Consider the following 20,948-nt stretch of genomic DNA (forward strand, 5'->3'; position numbering starts at 1 on the left):
CGGCGGCACGGTGCCGCCGTACGGTTGAACGTTCGTCGTCGGCCGCATGAACATGGGGAGAGCTACCGGATGCCGCACGCCACCGCGCCGCCCGCGACCGGTCACCGGCCCCGCTGGTGGACGGAGCTGCCACTGATCGCGGTGGTGTACGCGTTGTATTCGCTGGGCCGGCTCCTGGTGCGTGGCGATGTGTCGACGGCGGTCGACCACGGCCTGGCGATCCTGCGGCTGGAACAGGCGCTGTACCTCAACGCCGAGCACCCGCTGAACCGCCTCTTCACCAGCACCCCGTCGCTCGGGATACCCGCCGACTTCGCGTACGCGTCCCTGCACTACCTGGTCACCCCGGCCGTCCTCATCTGGATGTTCCGGCGCAGATCGGCCGCGTACCGGGCGGCCCGGGTCTGGCTGATGAACTCCACGCTGCTGGGGCTGGTCGGCTTCACGCTGATGCCGACCTGTCCTCCCCGGCTGCTGGACGCCGGTCACGGCTTCGTCGACACGATGGCGCAGTACAGCGGTTACGGCTGGTGGGGCGAGGGGGCGAGCGCCCCGCGCGGGCTGAGCGGGATGACCAACCAGTACGCGGCGATGCCCAGCCTGCACGTCGGATGGTCCCTCTGGTGCGGGATCCTGCTGTGGCGGCACGGCCGCCATCCCCTCGTGCGGGCGGCGGGAATCGCCTATCCGCTGATCACCACGATCGTCGTGATGGGCACCGCCAACCACTACTTCCTGGACGCCGTCGCGGGCGCCGCGGTGATGGGCGTCGGAGCCCTGCTGGTCAGGCCCGTCATGCGGATCGCCGACCGGTTCAAGGCGTGGGGCGCGGCACGGTTCACCGGGCCGGCCGCCGTCCTGTTCGCGGGCCGGAGCGAGGGCGGCCGGAGCCCCGTCGCCGAGTCGGTTCCGGTGACCGTGCCCCCGAATGTCAGTACCGGATGCAAGACTTCCCCGGGTGAGCGAATCCCCGGCCAGCGGACCACCTCCGCAGATCCCCCCGGCGCGGCAGTCGGCGGCCCGGCAGTCAGAGACGACGCCGACGCGGCCGCGAGCGACGACGCTCCGGCAGCGGCTCGCTGAGCTGCGCGGCCCGTCCGTCGCACCGCACCCGCTCGACGCCCGGGCCCTCGCCGCCCTCGCCGCCAACCCGGGCTGCAGACGGCGGGCCCTGCTCGACGGCGCGGGGGTGGACAAGGGCGTGCTGGCCACCGCGCTCGGCTCCCCCGCACCCTTCGGGCAGTCCCAGTTCGCCTTCATGCGGGGCAACGCGTTCGAGGCGAAGGTCAAGGCCGACGGCGGCGCGGAGCTGTTGCGCCTGCTGTACGAACGGCTCGGCGGCGGTGCCCAGGCCCCGGCCGGGGACGCCGCCACACCCGATCTGAGCGCCGCCGGTCCCGAGGGCCGCGCCGCGCGCACCGCGCTCGCGCTCCGGGAGGCCACGGCGGCGGGCGGCTGGGCACTGCTGGACCACCCGATGCTGGCCCTGGAGGTGGCGGGCTCCCCCGCCTATCTGGAGCCCGACGCGGTCGTGGTGCACCCCGACGGCCGGTGGACGGTCGTCGAGATCAAGTCGTTCCCCATGATCGACGCGTCGGCCGACCCGTCGAAGGTCGGCGCCGCCGCCCGGCAGGCCGCGGTCTACGTGCTGGCGCTGGAGCGGGTCGCGGCGGTGACCGAGGGCGCGGAGGTCGGCCACCGGGTGCTGCTGGTCTGCCCCAAGGACTTCTCGAACCTTCCGACCGCCTCCGTCGTGGACGTACGCAAGCAGCGCGCCGTGACCCGTCGGCAGCTGACCCGGCTGACGCGCGTCGAGGACATCGCGGCGGGGCTGCCGGAGGGGACGACGTTCGATCCGGCGTGTCCGCCCGCGGAGCTGGACGCCGCCGTGGCGGCGGTGCCCCCGGCCTACGCCCCGGAGTGCCTGGCCGCCTGCGAGCTGGCCTTCCACTGCCGGGCGAAGTCCCGGGCCGAGGGGGCCGTGGAAGCACTGGGCCGGAGTGTGCGGGGTGAGCTGGGCGGGCTGACCACGGTGGCCGGGGTGCTGGCCGCCGCCGCGGGCAAGGAGGGCGATCCCGCCGATCCGACGGTCGCCGCGCTGCGCCGGGCCGCCGCCCTGCGCTCCGAGGCGCTGGAGAGCGCGTCCGTGCTGCGTGCCGAGGCGCTGGAAGGGGCATCCGTGCCGCGGGCCGGGGCGCCGGAGGGGGCGACCGCATGTCGCTGATCACCACCCTGGCCCGGCTGGAGGCCGTCGACACCGGCCGCGCCCAGCCGCTGGCGACCGTCCGGCACCGTCATCTCACCGACCGGCCGCTCGTGCTGGTGCCGCTGACCACCGCCGGTGAGGCCGGGGCCCCGCTCGGGGCGCTGGTCGGCACGGACCGGGAGGCGCCCCGGCTGCTGGCCGTCGCGCAGCCCCGCGACCGGGACCTGCGGTTCGCGTTCCTGGCCGAGCTGGCGGAGGCGGTCCTGCCGCACATCGAGGCGTACGCGGACGTCGTCGAGCCCGCCGAGCGCAACGAGACGGACCCGGCGACCGGCAAGAAGACCAAGGTCGAGGTCGAGCTGTGCACGGACGCCGCCCAGCTGATCGTGCCGAGCCGGGCGGGCGTCGAGTTCGTCCGGCTGTTGGGCCGGTCCATGCGGTTCCGCCGCACCGCCGAGGACGATCCGGACACCCCGTATCCGGCCCCGGCGCGGGTTCCGCTGCTCGGCCGCTGGCTGACGCACTACGGGGAGCGGGCCCGGGTGCCCGGCTCCGCGCTGCTGCCCGCCGTGACGGATCTGCTGAACCGGCACTGGGCGACCGGGCAGAGCAGCCTGGAGGACCAGCACCTGGGCGCGCTGCTGGCCTGGATCGACCCACCGGCCGGCTCGTCGGGGGCCGAGGCCGCGCTCCGGGCCGAGCTGGCCCGGGACGGGGAGGGCCAGCTGCTGTGCCCGCCCGCGGGCCCGGCCACGGACCCGGACTTCGACAACCGCCTCCTCGCCCCCGCGATCGAGCGGTACGACCGGGCGCGCACGGCGCTCGCGTCCGCCGAGGACGGGCTCGCCGCCGATGCCCGCCTAGGTGAGCTGAGCGGTGCCGAGCGGGAGATCCGCTCGCTGCTGGCGCGGGTCATGCTGCCGACCTGGGACGCGGTCTGGCGGGTCCTCGACCTGCTGCGGGAGCTGCCCGAGGGGTCCAGGGCCGAGGACCGCTGGACCCGGGACCGGTGGTCGTTCACCGCGCACCGGGACCGGGTGCGCTCGGGCGAGCCGCCGCAGCCGCGCCGCGACGACGCGGTGACGGCGGCCCAGAAGCTGGCCTCCCGGGAGACCGCCCAGGCCCAGCTGGAGGCGCAGGAGGCGCTGGACGATCCGCTGGTGCTGGCGGGGCGGCGGCTGGCGGGCGAGGCGTTCCTCGCCACGGTGTCCGGGGTGGAGATGGCGTACACCGAGTCCAAGCGGCCCTCCCCGCGCCCGCTGGTCACCGTCCGCACGGACGAGCGTCCGCACCTGGGCGAGCGGACGAAGGTCTACCGCTCGTTGGAGGGCAAGCCGCAGACGGCGGAGTTCGTGCGGTACGCGGACGGGCCACCGGCCGACGACGGGGAGATCCCGCTGGTGCTGCGGATCCTGGACCGGATGGGCCGGGGCAAGGAGCCCGCCCCCGGTTCGGTGCCGGAGCCCGGCGAGCGGATCGCCTGGACCCTGTTCGAGCACGACCAGCGCGGCGGCCCGAAGCTGCCGGACCCGGAGGAGACGCCGTGGACCCACGGCGGCCCGCCGGGCGCGGACGCCGCCGCGCGCGCGGAGCACCCCGACCCCGTGACCCCGGAGGACCTGCTGTGAGGACCGTCTTCGACCCCGGCGCGGCGGCGGCCCGCGCGACCGGCGCGATCCTCGACGACACCCTCCGCGGCAGCGCCCGGGGTATCGTCGTGGACTCGCCCCCCGGCGCGGGGAAGTCGACGCTGGTGGTCCGGGCGGCCCTGGAGCTGGCCGCCGCCGGGCATCCGCTGATGGTGATCGCGCAGACCAACGCCCAGGTCGACGACCTGGTGGTGCGGCTCGCGGAGAAGGACCCGGAGCTGCCGGTGGGCCGGCTGCACAGCAACGACTCCGACCCGTACGACAAGGTCCTGGACGGGCTCGCCAGCGTCACGAAGTCGGCGAAGGCGGCGGATCTGGCCGGGCTCGACGTGGTGATCTCGACGGCCGCCAAGTGGGCGCACGTGAAGAACGTGGAGCCGTGGGGGCACGCGATCGTGGACGAGGCGTACCAGATGCGCTCGGACGCGCTGCTCGCCGTGGCCGGGCTGTTCGAGCGGGCGCTGTTCGTCGGGGACCCGGGCCAGCTGGACCCGTTCTCGATCGTCGGCGCGGACCAGTGGGCGGGGCTGAGCTACGACCCGTCCGCGAGCGCGGTGTCCACACTGCTCGCGCACAACCCGGAGCTGCCGCAGCACCGGCTGCCGGTGTCGTGGCGGCTCCCGGCGTCGGCTGCCCCGCTGGTCTCGGACGCGTTCTACCCGTACACGCCCTTCCGCAGCGGTACGGACCACGGGGACCGGAAGCTCTCCTTCGGGGTGGCGTCGGACGGGTCGGGGCCCGATCGGGTGCTGGACGAGGCGGCGGAGTCCGGGTGGGGTCTGCTGGAGCTGCCCGCCCGGCACACCCCGCGCACCGATCCCGAGGCGGTACGGGCGGTGGCGCTGGTGGTCCGGCGGTTGCTGGACCGGGGTGGGGTCGCGACGAGCGAGCGGGCCGAGGAGCCGGTGCCGGTGACGGCGGACCGGGTCGCGGTCGGCACGGCCCACCGGGACCAGGCGGCGGCGGTGCGGGCTGCCCTCACGGAGCTGGGCGTCACGGGGGTCGCGGTGGACACGGCGAACCGGCTCCAGGGCCGCGAGTTCGACGTCACGGTGGTCCTGCACCCGCTGTCGGGGCGGCCCGACGCGACCGCGTTCCACCTGGAGACGGGCCGCCTGTGCGTGCTGGCCTCGCGGCACCGGCACGCCTGCATCGTGGTGTGCCGGGAGGGGGTGGCGGACCTGCTGGACGAGCACCCGTCCACGGAGCCGGTCCAGCTGGGCGTCACGGTGAAGTTCCCCGACGGCTGGGAGGCGAACCACGCGGTGTTGGCCCATCTCTCGGAACGCCGGGTGCGGTGGCGGCCCTGAGCCCGGGGCACGCGGAGGGAGCGTCCCCGCGCCCCCGCCGCGCGCCCCGGCCCTCTTGCGCGGGGTTGGACAATGGAGGGTGGCCGTCCGGATCTTCCGGTCATCAGGTCGTCCGAGGGAGGAACACCGCATGACACAGTCCGAGCGGAACGAACGGCAGCGGCTGCGCCCCGCGCCGCTGCTCTTCGAGCCGTCTCAGGCCACGGCGGATCCGGAGCACTTCTTCGACCTGGAGTCGGTGGAGGACCCCCGTGAGCTGCTGGCCCGTGCGACCGAGCTGACGCAGGCCTTCCGGGCGGCGACGGACCGGTCGGTGGAGTTCCAGGCGATGGCGGCGGCCCAGCTCGCCGACCCGCGCCGGTTCGACCGGCTGACCGCGGCGGACGTCGCGGAGCGCGCGGAGTGGACCGAGGACTACGCGAAGAAGATGATCGAGTTCGGCCGCTCCCTGCTGGACGCGCCCAGAGCCTGACCCGTGGGGCTCGTGGGACCTTCCGGGCTCGTGGGACCTACCGGGCTCGTGGGACCTACCGGGCCTACGGGACGGCCTGCAGGCGCACGAAGCCCGTGGGGCCGGTGGGGTGGCTGGGGCCCCTGGGGCAGATGCCTCTACGCCAGGCCGGGGGTCAGGTCCCGTGGCATATTCCGGCGGGCAAGATACTCCTTCCCCTCCCGGCCTGTCCTGGTTTCCGGCAACTCTCGGATTCCTTTCGGTTACTCCCGGTAGACCTTGCTCCATGAGCGCATGGCTGAAAGACGAAACGACCCTGCAGGCCGGTGCCGCCCCGCACCACGGCGTCGACATCTTCGCCCTGCTGCGGGACCAGTCCGGGCCCCAGGCCGCACAGGTCACGGCGGCCGGCGCCGCCTGGCTGGCAGGGGCCGCTCCCTACCCGCGCAGCACGCTCGCCCACTGGGAGGACCGGCCCAAGGCTCCCGGTGTGCTCCCCTGCGGTTCCGCTTTCGACGTCGTGAACGTGCCGGCGCTGTTCGGGCGGCGAATGCTGGAACAGCTCTGGGCCGAGGGGCCCGGCTCCGGTCCCGTCGCCACGCACCGGGGCCGGATGCTGCTGTTCGCCGCCCCCGGAACGGCCCAGCGACTGCCCTCTCTGCTCGCCTGGGAGGAGTGGGGATCCAGCGGTTCGGAGGGCTCCGGCGGCTCCCGGGAGCAGCGCGGCACGGTGCCGCCCCTGCTCTGTCACGGCACCGGTGACGCCGTGACCGTACCGCCGCTGACCTGCGCGTCGTCCGACGGCGGGCCCCGCTGGGTGGTCGCCCCCGACACCCGTAATCCGTGGCTGCCGGGCCCCGATGTGCTGCTCTGGGCGTGTGTGCGGGTGAGCCGGTCCGCGGCGTCCGGGAGTGCCGCGCATTCGATTTTTCCTCGGGCGGATCAGGGTGCTAATGTCTACGACGTCAGCAGGCGCCGTTAGCTCAGTTGGTTAGAGCAGCTGACTCTTAATCAGCGGGTCCGGGGTTCGAGTCCCTGACGGCGCACAGACGGAAGAAGCCCCTCGCGGAAGCGGGGGGCTTCTTCGTGTACGGAGGCCTCCGAACGGCCCGTTTCAGACGCCGGTGGTGATCCGGACGGTCCAGGAACCGGACGGGGTGCGGTCGGCGACCTCGACGCGGGTGTCGTCGGCCTCCACGGTGAAGGTCTCCCCGACCCCGAGCGGGGCGTCGGCGAGCGGCGGGTAGACCGAGCGGTCCCAGCAGGCCCCGGTGTCCGGGTGGGTGTCGACCACCTCGATGGGCCCACCGCCGGAGGCCGTCTCGCTGCGGACGCGGTAGATCAGGACGCCCTCGGCGCAGGTGCCCCGGTCGTTCCCGGTGGCGCTGCGCGCCTCGATGGCCAGGGCGCTGTCGGCGCCGGTGCGGACGACCGCGAGCCGGGTGCCGATCGACCCGCCGGGCACCGGGGCCGCGGCGACCGGCTCCAGGGTGAGGTCGGTCGGGCCCCGGACGCAGAGGACCTGATGTCCGCCGAGCCAGCCGAGCTTCCATTTGTGCCAGCCGAACAGGTCCGGGGCGAGGCCGAACTGGCTGCCCATGACGTCCCAGTCGCCGACGTGGGTGTCCCAGTCGCCCTTGCCGTCGATGGGCCGGTGGTACAGGTCGGCGAGGTCGAAGACGTGCCCGGTCTCGTGGGCGAGGACATTGCGGTCGGGCGGGTGCTGTTCGAAGACCGTGACGACGCGCCGGATGTCGCTGCCGTCGGCGCGCAGCGGCCGGTCGAAGTTGACGACCTTCGTGGCGTCGGAGTCGACGCCGGGGGCGTCCGGGTCGGCCACCAGGTAGACGACGTCGTACCGGGAGAAGTCCACCTCCGGGTCGGCGGCGTCGATGGCGTCACGCAGGTAGGCGGTGCGCCGCTCGGTGTTCCAGTCACGCTCTATGCCGTACCAGGTGGAGTCGCGCGGCATCTGCGTCCAGGCGCGCTGCGGATGGGGGCGCAGGGTGAACCGGCCGTAGCTGGCGCGCTCGAAGAAGCGGGTCGTGGCGGGGAAGTGGTCGGCGGTGAGCGCCTCGGGGGTGAGCGTGGGTTCGGAGTCCGGGAAGGACAGGAAGATCATGACCGCGTCGAGTCCCCGTCCGGGGCGCGGGTAGGCCGTGTTCCAGGTGTCCAGGCCGAGCGAGTGGTGCGCCGCCGTCCGGGGCAGGGCGCAGGGAGCGGCGTCCCCCGCGGCGGCCGCGGCGGGGCCCGCGACGAGGGACGTGGCGGCGAGCGCCAGGAGGGAGGTGGCGGCGGCGGCCAGACTGCGCAGGGGCGGCCGTTCCGCTCCCCCGGGTCCGCGACGGCACGGCACATCGACCTCCGGGTGGGGAAACACGGTCCATCCCGTCCACCCTGTGCCGCTTCACCACGCCACGCCCTGTTGTGCTGCCCCACACGGGTCAGCGGTCAAAATCGCCACCCACACCTTCACAGAACGTCACTGTCAGTCATTCCAGCCACTCAATGAAACAGATCCGCACAGAAATGATCAGGATCGGGCAAAGCGGAATGCGTGCTCCCGTCCCCTCGCGGACCCGGGCGATGGCCCGGACCGGACGGTGAGCTGGAACGGCCGACGCGGCACCCTCTATGCTTCACCACGCTTTCCCGCGTGGAACGGGCCCGTTCACGGGACCGCCACCCGGTGGCCAGTCCGACCCCACCAGTTCACGACGACCTTCACAGCGGGAGCGAGCGGTGAGCGGAACCTCCGAAGGGCCGAGCGCCCCGGCAGGCACGGCCTCCGGCGCGCCCCCCGCGCCGGTCACGGAGCGTCATACGACGGCGATGGGCCCGCCGGTCGCGGACGTGCGGACCACGGCCCCGTCGCCCTCGGCCCCGCCCCCCGCGGGAGACGGCCCCACCACCTCCGAGCTGCGCGACTACCGGGCCGCCTTCAACGCCGCCACGCTCCCCATGGGCGTCGTCGACGGCCGGGGCCACGTCGTACGGGCCAACGGGGCGCTCGGCGGGCTGCTGGGGATCCCGGCGGCGGTCCTCGCCGGGCGGCAGGCGAGCGAGCTGCTCGACCTCGCGTCCGACGACCGCACCTGGCACGCCTACCGCGAGGTCCTCCTGGGCCGCCGCTCCCGGTTCCGCTGCACCCGCCGCCTCAAGCACCTCGACGGCCGCTCCCTGTGGGCCGAGATCACCGTCGTACCGATGACCGGCGCATCGGCGGCGGAGCCCGCCCGGGTCCTGCTGACGGTCGCGGACGTCAGCGACCGGCGGGAGCTCCAGGAGCGGCTGCGCCACCTCCAGATGCACGACCCGGTGACCCGGCTGCCCAACCGGACGCTGTTCTTCGAGCGGCTCGCCTCGGCCCTGGAGACCCCGCCGTACCAGGACGACTCGATGCCGCCGCGGCAGCACGACCGGATCGGGCTCTGCTATCTGGACCTGGACGGCTTCAAGGCGATCAACGACACCCTGGGCCACCGGACCGGGGACCGGCTGCTGGCCGCCGTCGCCGCGCGGCTCACCGACTGCGCCGAGAACGACGCCTCCCGCAACCCCGGCGGCAGCCGGCTGGTGGCGCGCCTGGGCGGCGACGAGTTCGCGATCCTGGTCGAGGACTCGGCGGGCACCGAGGAACTCGCCGAGCTGGCCCGCTCGGTCCTCGCCGCGCTCCAGCAGCCGTTCGACCTCGCAGGACAGCGGCTTTCGGTCTCCGCGTCGATCGGGGTGGTCGAACGGGCCGCCGCGGGCACCTCGCCCACCGGGCTGATGCAGGCCGCCGACACCACCCTGTACTGGGCGAAGGCGGACGGCAAGGCCCGCTGGACGCTGTTCGACCCCGAGCGCAACGCCCACCGCATGACCCGGCAGTCCCTCTCCTCCACGCTCCGGCCCGCCGTGGAGCGCGGCGAGTTCACCCTGGAGTACCAGCCGCTGGTCGGGATGGCGGACGGGGTGCTGCGGGGCGTCGAGGCACTGGTGCGCTGGAACCATCCGCAGTTCGGCGTGCTGCCGCCGAATCGGTTCGTCCAGATCGCCGAGGAGGACGGCTCGATCGTCCAGCTCGGCCGGTGGGTGCTGCGCACCGCGTGCCGGCAGGCCCGGCGCTGGCAGCTGGACCACCCGGACGAGCCGCCGCTGTTCATCAGCGTCAACGTCGCCGTACGGCAGGTCTGGGACTCCGACCTGGTCGCCGATGTGGACCGGATCCTGGCGGAGACGGAGCTCGCCCCGGGGCTGCTCCAGCTGGAGCTGACCGAGTCGGCGGTGATGGGCTCGGGCGGCCGTCCGCTGCGGGCGCTCCAGGCGCTGAGCGACATGGGCGTACGGATCGCCATCGACGACTTCGGGACGGGTTACAGCAACCTCGCCTACCTCAGCCGGCTGCCCGTCTCCGTGCTGAAGCTGGACGGGGCGTTCGTGAAGGGCTTCCGCTACGAGGACGGTACGCATCCGAGCCCGGCCGACGAGACGATCGTGGAGGCCATGGTGCAGCTGGCGCACCGCCTGGGCCTGACCGTCACCGCGGAGTGCGTGGAGACGGCCGGGCAGGCGGAGCGGCTGCGGCGGATCGGCTGCGACACCGGGCAGGGCTGGCTGTACTCACGGGCCGTGGCGCCGGAGCAGATCGCCGGGCTGATCGGGTCCCGGCCGCTGGAGGGCTGACCGGGACCCGTACCACGGCAGGCGGCAGGTCCTACGGGGCGGCGGGCAGGCCGTACGCGTCCGCGATCAGGTCGTAGCTGCGCAGCCGCGCCTCGCCACCGTGCGCGTTGGCGGTGATCATCAGCTCGTCGGCGCCGGTGCGCTTGGCCAGGTCGTCGAGGCCGCCGCGGACCTCGTCGGCGGTGCCGTGGATGACGTTGGCCAGCCAGCCGTCGACGAACTCCCGCTCCATCGGGGAGAAGTCGTACGCCGCCGCCTCCTCGGGGCTCGGGATCAGCCCCGGACGGCCGGTCCGCAGCCGGACCATGGACAGGGCGCCGGTCAGCACCTGGCGGCGGGCCTCGCGCTCGTCGTCGGCGGCCAGCGCCGAGACCCCGATCAGTGCGTACGGGGCGTCCAGCACGGCGGAGGGCCGGAAGGACTCGCGGTACAGGTCGAGCGCGGGGATGGTGTTCTGCGCCGAGAAGTGGTGCGCGAAGGCGAACGGCAGCCCCAGCGTCCCGGCCAGCCGCGCGCTGAAGCCGGAGGAGCCCAGCAGCCAGACCGGCGGCCGGTGCGCGGACTGCACGCCGCCGGGGGCGGTCGCCTGGACCGGGCCGGGCACGGCGTGGATCCGGGCGTAGGGGTGCCCGTCGGGGAAGTCGTCGTCCAGGAACCGGATCAGCTCCATGAGCTGCTGCGGGAAGTCGTCCGCTCCTTCGTTGAGCCGCTCGCTGCGCCGCAGGGCCGCCGCCGTCGCCCCGTCGGTGCCGGGGGCCCGGCCGAGGCCGAGGTCGACGCGGCCCGGGGCCATCGCCTCCAGGGTGCCGAACTGCTCGGCGATCACGAGCGGCGCGTGGTTGGGCAGCATCACCCCGCCGGAGCCGAGCCGGATGCGCTCGGTGTGGGCGGCGATGTGCGCCAGGATCACGGCCGGGGAGGACGAGGCGACCCCGGGCATGGAGTGGTGCTCGGCGACCCAGAAGCGGTGGAAGCCGCGGCTCTCGGTGAGCTTCGCGATGTCCACGCTGGTGCGCAGGGCCTGGGTCGCGGTGCGGCCCTGCCCCACGGTGACCAGATCCAGGACGGACAGCGGAACGGCGGCCGTTCCGGCTGCGGCGCCCCGGATCCCGTCACGGTCGGCCGCGCCGCCGCTCGTGTCGCCACTCGCGTCGCCGCGGGTCTCGTCGCCTCGGATCTCGTCCACGTGTCGGCCTCTCCCGGTGCTGCTGTCGTACGGCTGTGTATCGGAGGGGTACAACAGGAGGATGACTCCGCTTATTCCCGTATCTCGATGCCCTTGGGTTCCAGGGACCTCAGCACCGGCTCGCGGGTGGCGAACAGGGTGCCCAGCGCGGGGGCCCAGGTCCGGCGGTCGGTGAGGCGCAGACCCTCCCACACCGTGACCTGGTTCGCCGTGAGGACCGGCTTGCCGAGCAGTTCCTCCAGCTCGGGTACGTACGCGGCGGTGTGCAGGGAGGTGTCCGGGATCAGCACCGCCTCGGCGTCCGGGTGGTCGGCCTCCCGCGCCAGCCGCTTCACCCGCTCCGGGGCCCAGGACCCGGCCTCGTCCGACGTGGTGGCCCCGCCGGACACCGCGGCCACCACCTCGACGCCCGCCGACGCCAGGAACTCCACGAAGAGCCCGGTGACGTCCTCGGGGTAGGGGGCGGCGACGGCGACCCGGCCCGCGCCCAGCTCCCGTACCGCGTGGACGAAGCCGATCGAGGTGCTGGAGGCGGGCAGGCCGGCGCCCCGGGCGAGCGTGGCGACCTGCTCGTGGGCGCCCTCCCAGCCCCGCCCGAAGCTGCCGCCGCTGGAGGCCCACAGCAGTGCCTCGGCCCCGGCGAGGCGCAGTTCCTCGACGCCCTCGGCGATCCGGGCGGGGCCGCCCTGCTCGCGCAGCGCGTCGGCGCGGTAGACGTCCTCCCCGGTCTCGGTGGAGAACAGGGGCAGCCGGATGTCGGTGTCGAGCAGGATCTCGGTCCGTGGGAAGTCGTCCTCGGCGGCGTGGCCCGGGTAGAGAAGTCCTACGGTCGTCATGTCCACCCTTCCTGTGCGTCGACGGCTCGCCGCACGGCGGGCGACCCCGTTACGGGATCGCGGCGGCACTCCGGACGCTCCGGTGGCCGTGACCGCGCGACCGGTCACTCTTGCCCCGACTTGTTCCCAGTATTCCCCCGGGCGGGCAGCGGGGCGCGCGGCCGGGCCTCGTTGACGAAGGGGGAGGCTGCTGCGAGCGTGGGCGATCCGTACGTCCGCTCCACCGCGGAGGGCTGACCAGCGATGCCGGATCCCGTCCTGCTCGTCCTCGACGCCGAACCCTCCCCGCGGCTCGGCCGGCTGACCGGCCGGGTGGACGTGCGGCACGCGGACGCCTCCTCGCTCGCCGGGCTGCTCCCGGCCGCCGACGTACTGCTCGTGTGGGACCTGGCGTCCGACGCGGTGCGGAAGGCCTGGCCGGGGCCGGGGAGCCGGCCGCGCTGGGTGCACACGGCGAGCGCGGGCGTGGACCGGCTGCTCTGCCCGGGGCTGGTCGCGTCCGACACCGTCGTCACCAACGCGCGGGGCGTCTTCGAACGGCCGGTCGCGGAGTGCGTGGCCGGTCTGGTGCTGGCCTTCGCCACGGATCTCCCCGGCGTCCTGGAGTGCCGGCGGGAGCGGCGCCCGCACGACCGGGAGGGGCAGCGGGTCGCCGGATCGCGGGCGCTGGTCGTGGGCGCGGGGCCGATCGGCCGGGAGATCACCCGGCTGCTGCACGGCCTGGGGGTCACGGTGGCGCTGGTGGGGCGGACGGCCCGGCGCACGATCCACGGGGTGGCGGATCTGGACCGGCTGGCGGCGCGGGCGGACTGGGTGATCGCGGCGGTCCCGCTCACGGAGTCGACACGCGGGATGTTCGACAGCCGGTTCTTCGGGCTGCTCCAGCCGTCGGCACGGTTCATCGGCGCGGGGCGCGCGGCGACGGTGGTCGAGGCCGACCTGGTGGACGCGCTGAACCGCCGCTGGCTCGCCGGGGCGGCGCTCAGCACCTTCCAGGAGGAGACGCCGGGCCCCGGGAGCCCGCTGTGGGACACCCCGGGGCTCGTCCTGACACCGCACCTGGGCGGGAACACCGCGGGCTGGCGCGACCGGCTGGGCGAGCGTTTCGTGGCGATGTACGAACAGTGGTCGCGTGGCCTGCCGTTGCCGAACACGGTCGACAAGGCCCTCGGTTACGTACCGTCCACGGACCTGCCCGGCGGCTCGGGCCCGGGTGTCACCGGGTCAGCGGCGCGGCCCGGGTGATGAACTCCTCGATCGCCTGCCTCGCCCCGGCGTCCAACGCGTCGTGCTCGGCCTGGTCCTGTGCGGTCGACACATCCCGTGCGCACCGGTAGGCCTGTTCGGCGGCGAGGACCACTTCTCGGTCGTCGGTGAGCAGTTTGACCCGGTAGAGCACGTGGCGGGTGGCTGTGCGAAGGCGGTGGGCCTCGTCACGTGCCTCGATGAAGGCGTCTTCCGTACGCCCCTCCCTCATGCGGTACCAGCGGCCCGCCTGGCCGTGGCGGTAGTCCTCCACCGCCGCGGCGAACGACCCGTAGACGGCCGTGCGCTCCTGCCGCAGCGCCTCCGACCGCGCGAACCGCTCGGCGCGCGAGGCCGAGAGGCGCTGGAAGAGGTGCGTGACCACTGCGCCCATGAGCGTGCCCCCGACCGCTACGACGCTTGTCCATATGGCAACCATGGCGCCACCTGATCACAGAAGTGGCCGATGCGGAGTCATGAGTCCCGCGTGACGGGGGAACACGCCCCGCACTCCCTCGGTGGCGCTCCGCTCCCCTCCGGGCACGGGAAGGTCACCTTCCGGCCTCTGTTGGGTTACATGACTCCGGCTTCCTGCATAGACGTACGGGATCGGGCAGGGGGTCACTCTGTCCGGACTGTTCGACCTCCAGGAGATTGCGAACCATGGCTGAATTCCCGAACCTGTCCCGCCGGGGTTTCCTCAACGGAACGGCGGCCGTGGGCGGCCTCCTCGTCGTTCCCGGCCTCCTCACCGCGTGCAGCAAGACCGACTCCGGCTCCGCGACCGGCGAGGGCGCCCTGGACAAGCTCCGTAAGCAGGGCTTCGTACGGGTGGCGTACGCGAACGAGGCCCCGTACGGGTACCTGGAGGGCAAGGAACTCAAGGGTGAGGCCCCGACGCTTCACCGGGAGATCTTCAAGGCGCTCGGGGTGGACGAGCTGAAGCCGACGCTCTCCGAGTGGGACGGCCTGATCCCCGGGCTCCAGGCCGGGAAGTACGACGTGGTCAGCGCGGGCATGGCCATCACCCCGGAGCGCTGCGGCAACGCGATCTTCTCCGAGCCGGAGTTCATCTCGCCGACCGCGCTGATGGTGAAGAAGGGCAACCCGAAGAAGATCACCGATCTGGCCTCCGCGAAGGAGGCGGGGATCACCGTGGGCGTGATGTCGGGTGCGGTCGAGGGCAGTTACGCCGAGGGCGCGGGCATCCCCGAGGACAAGATCAAGACGCTGCAGAAGCCGCAGGACGGGGCCGACGCCGTCAAGGGCGGCCGGGTCGACGCCTTCCTGCTCACCGGCATCTCGCTGCGCTGGCTGGCGAAGACCAACCCGGACACCGAGGTCACCGAGGCGTTCGTGCCGGAGCTGGACGGCAAGGAGCAGTTCTCCCCCGGCGGCGCGGTGTTCCGCAAGGGCAACGAGGACCTGCGGGACTCCTTCAACCGCGAGCTGAAGAAGATCGTGTCGGACCGCTCCCGCTATGTGCAGCTGCTGGAGCCGTACGGGTTCGGGGAGACGGAGATCCCGCCCGCAGACCTGAAGACCGCGGATCTGTGCAAGGGCTGACGGGGCGGACACGCACGCATGAGTGACTTCTTCTCCCTCCTCGTCGAGGAGTTCCCCCGGGTCCGCTCGGGCCTGCGGGTGACGCTTCTGGCCACGGTCCTGGGCGCGCTGCTGGCCGGTGTCCTGGCCTTCGCGCTCGGCCTGATGGCGGGCAGCCGGCTGCTCCTGGCGCGTGGGGTCTCCCGGGTGGTCGTGGAGTTCTTCCGGGGCACCTCCCTCTACATCCAGCTGTTCTGGCTCTACTACGCGATGCCGCTGCTGACCGGATACGAACTGGCCCCCGTCATCTGCGGCGTGGTCGCGTTCGGCCTCAACTACGGTGCGTACGGTGCCGAAGTGGTGCGGGGCTCGATCAACTCCGTACCACGCGGGCAGTACGAGGCGGCGATCGCGCTCAACCTGAGCCCGTCCAGGCGGTTGTGGAAGGTGATCCTGCCGCAGGCCTGGGTCCAGATGATCCCGTCCTTCACCAACCTGCTGATCCAGCTGCTGAAGTGCACCCCGCTGCTGTGGCTGATCTCCGCCGCCGATCTGATGACGGTGATCCAGCAGCTGCGCGACCGTACCGGCGAGACCCTCACCGCCTATCTGACCCTGCTGGTCGCCTACTTCGTCCTGGCGTACGCGCTGACCCTGATGATGAATCGGCTGGAGCAGAGCGCCAAGCGGCGGCTCGGCCTGGACACCGGCGCGGAGAGCCTGCTCAAGAGCCGCAGCGCGTCCACGACCGCCGTGGGAGGTACCCGGTGAACGGCTTCGACTGGAACGCCGTGGGGGAGTCCCTGCCCCTCCTCCTGGAGGGGTTCAAGGTCACCCTGCTCGCCACGGTGCTCGGCACCCTGGTGGCCGCCGTGCTGGGACTGGCCGTCGCGATGGCCGGGCGCGCGCCCAGCAAGTTCGTGACCGTCCCGGTGCGCCTCGTAACGGAGTTCGTCCGCTCCACCCCGCTGCTGGTCCAACTGGTGGGGGCGGCAGCCCTGTTCAACTCGGTCGAGCCGCTGTACATCGGCATCGCCGTGCTGGGCGTCCACTACGCCGCGTACACCTCCGAGGTCTACCGGGCCGGGATCGACGGTGTGCCGAAGGGCCAGTGGGAGGCGTGCCGCGCGCTGTCGCTGTCGCCCCGGCGCACCTGGCAGGCCGTGATCCTGCCGCAGGCGGTGCGCAACGTGCTGCCCGCGCTCGGCAACTACGCGATCTCGATGTTCAAGGAGACGCCGTTCCTCGCCGTGATCACGGTGCAGGAGATGGTCTTCGAGGCCCGGAAGTACGGGGCCGAACAGTTCGCGTACACCGAGGTGTTCACCCTCGCCGGCCTGATCTTCCTGGTCGCGAGCTACCCCACGTCGCTGTTGATGAGAAAGCTGGAGAAGCGCCTTGGCCACTGAACCCCTCCCCCTGAAGAAGACGGAGTCGCCGGGGCCGGCCGCAGCTCCCGAGGACGCCGCACCGGCCGCCGCGGGCACGGGCGAACCGCTGGTGCGGTTCGACAAGGTGGTCAAGCGCTACGGCGACCATGTGGTCCTGGACGAGCTGGACTTCACCGTGGACCGCGGCGAGCACGTCACCCTGATCGGGCCCAGCGGCTCGGGCAAGACCACGATCCTGCGGCTGCTGATGACGCTGGAGAAGATCAGCGACGGGGTGATCTGGGTCGACGGCTCCCCGCTGTCCCACGTCCGCGCCCCGGACGGTTCGCTGAAGCCCGCGGGCGAGAAGCAGCTGCGCGAGTCCCGGAAGAAGATCGGGATGGTGTTCCAGCAGTTCAACCTCTTCCCGAACATGAAGGTGATCGAGAACATCACCGAGGCCCCGGTCAGCGTGCTCGGCAAGAGCCGCGAGGAGGCCGAGGTGCGGGCCCGGGAACTGCTGGACCTGGTCGGCCTCTCCGCCAAGGTCGACGCCCATCCCTCGCAGCTCTCCGGCGGCCAGCAGCAGCGGGTCGCCATCGCCCGCGCCCTCGCGATGGAGCCGGAGATCCTGCTCCTGGACGAGGTGACATCGGCGCTCGACCCGGAGCTGGTGGCGGGCGTGCTGGAACTGCTGGGGGACATCGCCCGCAACACCGACATCACCATGCTCTGCGTGACCCACGAGATGAACTTCGCCCGGGACGTCTCGGAAAAGGTCCTGATGTTCGACGCGGGACGGGTCGTGGAGTCCGGATCCCCGGAAAAAATCTTCTCCGATCCGTCACACGAACGTACGCGCGAGTTCCTCAACGCGGTGCTGTGACCTCGCGGTTGAGCCATCGACCATGACGGTGGCATATGCCAGACGGGTGCGCCCCAGATGACAGCTCCGGGGCGCGCCCGCCGACCCGTCAACTGCCGCCCCGCAGGGGCGTTCCGGCGGCTATCGTGGGGCGAAAGCTTGCGGTCACAACCTGGTAGGGGGACACCGTGGTGTTGAAGCCCGAGCCGACCGCGCCGTTCCACTCGGTGCAGTACGCCCTGCGCGTGCTGGAAACGGTCTCCCAGCACGGCAACGGCGTGACCGATGCCCAGATCTCCCGCGAGACGGGGCTGCCGACCGGCCACCTCGCCTCCCTGCTCCTCACGCTGCGCCGCGAGGGATATGTCGAGCAGATCAGCGACGGCGCGTACGTCATAGGCGCCTCGCTGCTGCTGCTCGGCTCCGGGGCGGCCCGCCGCCAGGCCCTGGAGGACCGCCTCCAGCACATCCTGACCGAGCTGCGCGACTCCGTCGGCGCGGCGGTCTATCTCAGCCGGTATGTCGACGGCGAGGTCAGAGTGGAGCAGGTCGCGGACGGACCCCTGACACCGGCGGTCAACGAGTGGGTGGACTTCCGCTCCTCCGCGCACGCCAGCGCGGTCGGCAAGTGCCTGCTGTCCCAGCTCGACCACGACGGGCGGCGCGACCACATCTCCCGGCACCGGACAGCGCGGCTCACCTCCCGGACGATCACCAGCGAGAAGATCCTCTTCTCCCAGCTGGACGCCCAGTCCACCACGGTCCCGGTGCTGGACCTCCAGGAGTACGCGGTGGGCACCGTCTGCGCGGCCGTGCCGCTGACGGCCGGCTCCGCCGCGGGCTGCCTCGCCCTGTCACTGCCGATCGAGGACGCGCACCGGCTGCGGGAGGCGGCCGAGACCCTCAGCCGCCGGGCGGCGCCGGTCCTGCTGTCGCTGGCGCTGTAGCCGCCGGGGCCGGTGCTCAGGGCCGGTAGCGTCACCGCCATGTACGCACCGATACCCGCGCTGAACCTCCTCAAGGAGTTCGAGGACGGCGTCGAGGACTACTTCGCGCCCGGCTTCGAGCTGATCGCCTTCGGCGAGGACGACGGAGGCTACCCGCCGATCTCCGACCGGATCCGGCCCTTCGCCCAGGCCACCGGCTCCGGCTCGGCCTACGCGATCTGGCTGCTGGACGACCGCGCCGACCTCGCCACGCTGCCCGTGCTCCTGCTGGGGGACGACGGAGGCGTCCATGTCGTGGCCCGCGATCTGCCCGAGCTGTTGCGCGTCCTCGCCTCCGGCTGGTCCCCGATGTGCGGCTGGGACAGCGTGGACTACTACGACGAGCGCGAGGAGGAGGACGGGTACGACCCCTGCCCGGGAAACCCCGCGTTCCGGGCCTGGCTGCGCGACCGTTTCGGTCTGGAGGCCGCCGAGGATCCCAACGCGGTCGTCCGGGCGGCCGGGGCCGAGCTGCGGGACGCCTTCACCGCCTGGATCGGCCCGCTGATCCCGGACGCGGTGGCCGGACGTGGGCCTGCCTAGGCCGGCGCGGGCCCGCCTTCCGGGGCTCCGGGGGCGGGGCCACGAGGGGTGTCATCAGCACTCTTCCGGACCAGGTATTATTTTCGAGTCAGCAGGCGCCGTTAGCTCAGTTGGTTAGAGCAGCTGACTCTTAATCAGCGGGTCCGGGGTTCGAGTCCCTGACGGCGCACGACACGCAGTGGGCGGTCTCCTTCGCGGAGGCCGCCCACTGCGCTTTGACGGCGGCCCCGGCCAGGGCCGCCGCGCTGAGCAAGAGCGGGAAATCCGGGGATGCCACCTGGTGATGACTGAGCACGGTGGGGCCGCGCTTCAGGGCGGGCCGATGGCCATCCCCTGACGTCGCACGAGGTCCGCGACGGTGCCGGCACTTCTCATGGTGCCGCACAGTGACGGACGAAGCGTCAGAACTTGACGTCGGAGCAGGCGTAGAACGCGTTGGTGGTGTCCGCGACGTTCCAGACGGCGAGAATGATGTGCTTGCCGTTCTTCTGCGTGGGAATCGTGCCCTGGTGGGTCAGCGTGGCCGGCGGCTGCTGGTTCCCGTACGGCACGGTCATGAAGGGCTGCGATTCGAGCGCGGCCCGGGTGAGCGGCTTGGTGGAGTCCCAGCCGTCCTTGGTGATGTAGTAGCGGAAGTCGCTGGTGGAGTGGCGGGCGGTGAACTGCCAGCGGAAGCTGTAGCCCTGTCCGCCGGTGACCTGCGTGGCGGGCCAGTTGCCGCCACGCGGGTCGTCCAGCTGGGCGAACTGTCCGTTGCCGCCGGAGCAGATCTTGCCGTCCGCCGGTCCTGCCGCCGGGAAGCCCTTGGGCCCCTCGACGCTCTGCGGCTCCCACTGGATGTTGCCGCAGCCGGTCACCGTCTTGTTGGCACAGAGTTTCTGGCGGCTGATCGGGGAGTCCGTGTAGCCGTGGCTGCTGGCGCTCGTGGTCGCGAGCACCGAGACGCCCGCTATCGCCAGACCGATCACGGCCGCGCCTGTCTTTTTCCGCATGGGCTGTCGCTCCTCTAGAACGTGGGGGAGGTTCCATGAGCATTGCTCGACTGCTGCGCGCTTGGTGCGTGGTCCTGTGCATGCGAGGTACTGCGGTCTAGACCAAGCCTTAGATTATTGACGCGACGTGAACATGTCCAGACCAATGAGCGTCATATTCCAGCCGGTGGACGGACCGCCCCCGGACCGTCCCCGGCCCTCCCCCGGGCCCTCAGGCCCCGTCCCCTCCCCCGCTGCGACCGGTGTAGAAGGCGACCGTCAAGTCCTTGACGAGTGCCTTGCGTTCGTAGTCGTCGAGTTCGACGATGCCGCGCGTGGTGAGCCGGTTGACCGTGTCGTCGACCGCGTCCACCACGGAGGTGAGCACGCTGTCCCGGTGCATCGAGTCGATCGCGGCGATCCGCCGCCGCTGCATCGCCGCCGCGACCTCGGGGGCGTACTCGATGCCGGTCGGCTGCGCCGAGTACACCTCCACGCCCACGGGTTCGCAGTCCGCCTTCAGCATCCGGGTCAGCGCGTCGCCGACCGCCTCCGCGTCGCGCAGGCTCGGGGCGTCCTCGTGGAACGCGTCCGCGGGCAACTGCGAGAGGACCCGGGCCATCGCGGCCTCGACCTGTGCGCTCAGGTACGCCTCGTGGTCCTCGATGCCGAGGACGGCCCGGACCGTGTCGTTGATCCGCCACACCACGAGGACGACCACGCGCAGCGCGGTGCCGTTCGCGTCGACGGCGGGCAGCGGTTCGCTGCGCCAGTGCCGCAGCCGTACGTCGACGCGGCGGCGCAGCAGCAGGGGCGAGACCCAGACGAGGCCGGTGCGCCGGACGCTGCCCCGGTAGTCGCCGAAGAGCGTGAGCACCCACGCGTACCCGACCCTGCCCCGGCCGAGGCCGCCCAGCGCGAGGAGCACCACGGTGGCGAGAAGGGCGAGCAGGGCCCAGGCGCCGAAGCCGACGCCGAGGTCGGCCCGGGGGGTGAGGCCGACGGCCGTCTGCCAGGCGGTGGGCAGCGCGCCGCGCCACCACAGGACGGCGAGTCCGCCGGCGATCCCGGCCGCGCCGACGAGCAGGGCGGCGGAGCCGGGCAGGGCGGGGCCCTG

The 20,948-nt window shown here is 72.7% G+C and carries 20 protein-coding genes and 2 tRNA genes; 16 read left to right on the forward strand and 6 right to left on the reverse strand.

Translation table 11 applies throughout. From position 1 onward, the window contains the following. The first annotated feature begins 69 nt into the window (after positions 1–69). The 7 genes from CR470_RS12545 (at position 70) to CR470_RS12575 (ending at position 6,662) form a co-directional block, all read left to right on the forward strand. Entirely contained in the window at positions 70–1,083 is a 1,014-nt protein-coding gene (locus CR470_RS12545; RefSeq protein WP_097867673.1) for a phosphatase PAP2 family protein, read from the forward strand. A 106-nt stretch (positions 1,084–1,189) separates the two neighbouring features. After that, positions 1,190–2,224, forward strand: a complete 1,035-nt coding sequence (locus tag CR470_RS12550) for a hypothetical protein (RefSeq protein WP_097867692.1) — start codon at positions 1,190–1,192, stop codon at positions 2,222–2,224. After that, positions 2,215–3,834, forward strand: coding sequence for a hypothetical protein (locus CR470_RS12555; RefSeq protein WP_097867674.1), 1,620 nt, complete (start codon positions 2,215–2,217; stop codon positions 3,832–3,834). Before CR470_RS12550 ends, CR470_RS12555 begins: the two co-directional genes overlap by 10 nt. Next, complete coding sequence (locus tag CR470_RS12560) at positions 3,831–5,165, forward strand: AAA domain-containing protein (RefSeq protein ID WP_097867675.1); 1,335 nt, start codon at positions 3,831–3,833, stop codon at positions 5,163–5,165. The genes CR470_RS12555 and CR470_RS12560 overlap by 4 nt, the downstream gene beginning before the upstream one ends. 130 nt (positions 5,166–5,295) lie before the next feature. Beyond that, positions 5,296–5,637: a hypothetical protein gene (locus tag CR470_RS12565; RefSeq protein WP_097867676.1), complete on the forward strand. Its 342-nt coding sequence runs from the start codon at positions 5,296–5,298 to the stop codon at positions 5,635–5,637. A 265-nt stretch (positions 5,638–5,902) separates the two neighbouring features. After that, positions 5,903–6,598 (forward strand): bifunctional DNA primase/polymerase, encoded by a 696-nt coding sequence (locus tag CR470_RS12570; RefSeq protein ID WP_097867677.1) that lies wholly within the window; start codon positions 5,903–5,905, stop codon positions 6,596–6,598. After that, a tRNA-Lys gene (locus CR470_RS12575) sits at positions 6,589–6,662 on the forward strand. The genes CR470_RS12570 and CR470_RS12575 overlap by 10 nt, the downstream gene beginning before the upstream one ends. A gap of 68 nt (positions 6,663–6,730) precedes the next feature. Here the strand turns inward: CR470_RS12575 and CR470_RS12580 are convergent. Continuing rightward, entirely contained in the window at positions 6,731–7,972 is a 1,242-nt protein-coding gene (locus tag CR470_RS12580; protein WP_097867678.1) for a M6 family metalloprotease domain-containing protein, read from the reverse strand. Positions 7,973–8,358: 386 nt separating this feature from the next. Between CR470_RS12580 and CR470_RS12585 the strand changes: the two genes are divergently transcribed. Beyond that, positions 8,359–10,284, forward strand: a complete 1,926-nt coding sequence (locus tag CR470_RS12585) for a putative bifunctional diguanylate cyclase/phosphodiesterase (RefSeq protein ID WP_097867679.1) — start codon at positions 8,359–8,361, stop codon at positions 10,282–10,284. A gap of 31 nt (positions 10,285–10,315) precedes the next feature. Here the strand turns inward: CR470_RS12585 and CR470_RS12590 are convergent, their stop codons facing one another. Together CR470_RS12590 and CR470_RS12595 are read right to left on the reverse strand one after the other, a co-directional pair. After that, positions 10,316–11,470, reverse strand: a complete 1,155-nt coding sequence (locus CR470_RS12590) for an LLM class flavin-dependent oxidoreductase (RefSeq protein ID WP_097867680.1) — start codon at positions 11,468–11,470, stop codon at positions 10,316–10,318. A gap of 71 nt (positions 11,471–11,541) precedes the next feature. After that, positions 11,542–12,306: a maleate cis-trans isomerase family protein gene (locus CR470_RS12595; RefSeq protein WP_097867681.1), complete on the reverse strand. Its 765-nt coding sequence runs from the start codon at positions 12,304–12,306 to the stop codon at positions 11,542–11,544. A 243-nt stretch (positions 12,307–12,549) separates the two neighbouring features. On the opposite strand from CR470_RS12595, the gene CR470_RS12600 reads away from it, so the two are divergent. Further along, entirely contained in the window at positions 12,550–13,551 is a 1,002-nt protein-coding gene (locus CR470_RS12600) for a D-2-hydroxyacid dehydrogenase (protein ID WP_097867682.1), read from the forward strand. Here CR470_RS12600 and CR470_RS12605 read toward each other — a convergent pair. Beyond that, positions 13,523–13,990 carry a hypothetical protein gene (locus tag CR470_RS12605; RefSeq protein WP_097867683.1) on the reverse strand — a complete coding sequence of 156 codons (468 nt, stop codon included), beginning with the start codon at positions 13,988–13,990 and terminating at the stop codon, positions 13,523–13,525. The genes CR470_RS12600 and CR470_RS12605 overlap by 29 nt on opposite strands. Before the next feature lie 224 nt (positions 13,991–14,214). Between CR470_RS12605 and ehuB the strand changes: the two genes are divergently transcribed. From ehuB to CR470_RS12640, 7 genes are all read left to right on the forward strand, one after another. Beyond that, the gene (gene ehuB / locus CR470_RS12610) at positions 14,215–15,117 is read left to right on the forward strand and encodes an ectoine/hydroxyectoine ABC transporter substrate-binding protein EhuB (RefSeq protein WP_097867684.1); all 903 of its coding nucleotides are present in this window, start codon (positions 14,215–14,217) and stop codon (positions 15,115–15,117) included. An 18-nt stretch (positions 15,118–15,135) separates the two neighbouring features. Continuing rightward, complete coding sequence (ehuC, locus tag CR470_RS12615; protein ID WP_097867685.1) at positions 15,136–15,867, forward strand: ectoine/hydroxyectoine ABC transporter permease subunit EhuC; 732 nt, start codon at positions 15,136–15,138, stop codon at positions 15,865–15,867. Then, positions 15,864–16,505: an ectoine/hydroxyectoine ABC transporter permease subunit EhuD gene (gene ehuD / locus CR470_RS12620; protein ID WP_097867686.1), complete on the forward strand. Its 642-nt coding sequence runs from the start codon at positions 15,864–15,866 to the stop codon at positions 16,503–16,505. The genes ehuC and ehuD overlap by 4 nt, the downstream gene beginning before the upstream one ends. Next, on the forward strand, positions 16,495–17,352 hold the full coding sequence (ehuA, locus tag CR470_RS12625) for an ectoine/hydroxyectoine ABC transporter ATP-binding protein EhuA (protein ID WP_097867687.1): 858 nt from the start codon (positions 16,495–16,497) through the stop codon (positions 17,350–17,352). Before ehuD ends, ehuA begins: the two co-directional genes overlap by 11 nt. A gap of 167 nt (positions 17,353–17,519) precedes the next feature. Beyond that, the gene (locus tag CR470_RS12630; RefSeq protein ID WP_097867688.1) at positions 17,520–18,278 is read left to right on the forward strand and encodes an IclR family transcriptional regulator; all 759 of its coding nucleotides are present in this window, start codon (positions 17,520–17,522) and stop codon (positions 18,276–18,278) included. Positions 18,279–18,317: 39 nt separating this feature from the next. Further along, positions 18,318–18,860 (forward strand): hypothetical protein, encoded by a 543-nt coding sequence (locus tag CR470_RS12635; RefSeq protein ID WP_097867689.1) that lies wholly within the window; start codon positions 18,318–18,320, stop codon positions 18,858–18,860. A 95-nt stretch (positions 18,861–18,955) separates the two neighbouring features. After that, positions 18,956–19,029 (forward strand) — tRNA-Lys (locus CR470_RS12640). A gap of 232 nt (positions 19,030–19,261) precedes the next feature. On the opposite strand, the gene CR470_RS12645 is transcribed toward CR470_RS12640, so the two are convergent. Together CR470_RS12645 and CR470_RS12650 are read right to left on the reverse strand one after the other, a co-directional pair. Then, positions 19,262–19,852: a lytic polysaccharide monooxygenase auxiliary activity family 9 protein gene (locus CR470_RS12645; RefSeq protein ID WP_097867690.1), complete on the reverse strand. Its 591-nt coding sequence runs from the start codon at positions 19,850–19,852 to the stop codon at positions 19,262–19,264. A gap of 211 nt (positions 19,853–20,063) precedes the next feature. After that, positions 20,064–20,948, reverse strand: an 885-nt coding sequence (locus tag CR470_RS12650) for an SPFH domain-containing protein (protein WP_257138603.1), incomplete at its 5' end; no start/stop codon positions are given.

It is taken from the genome of Streptomyces sp. rh34 (assembly GCF_002551245.1).
Classification (GTDB): Bacteria; Actinomycetota; Actinomycetes; order Streptomycetales; family Streptomycetaceae; genus Streptomyces.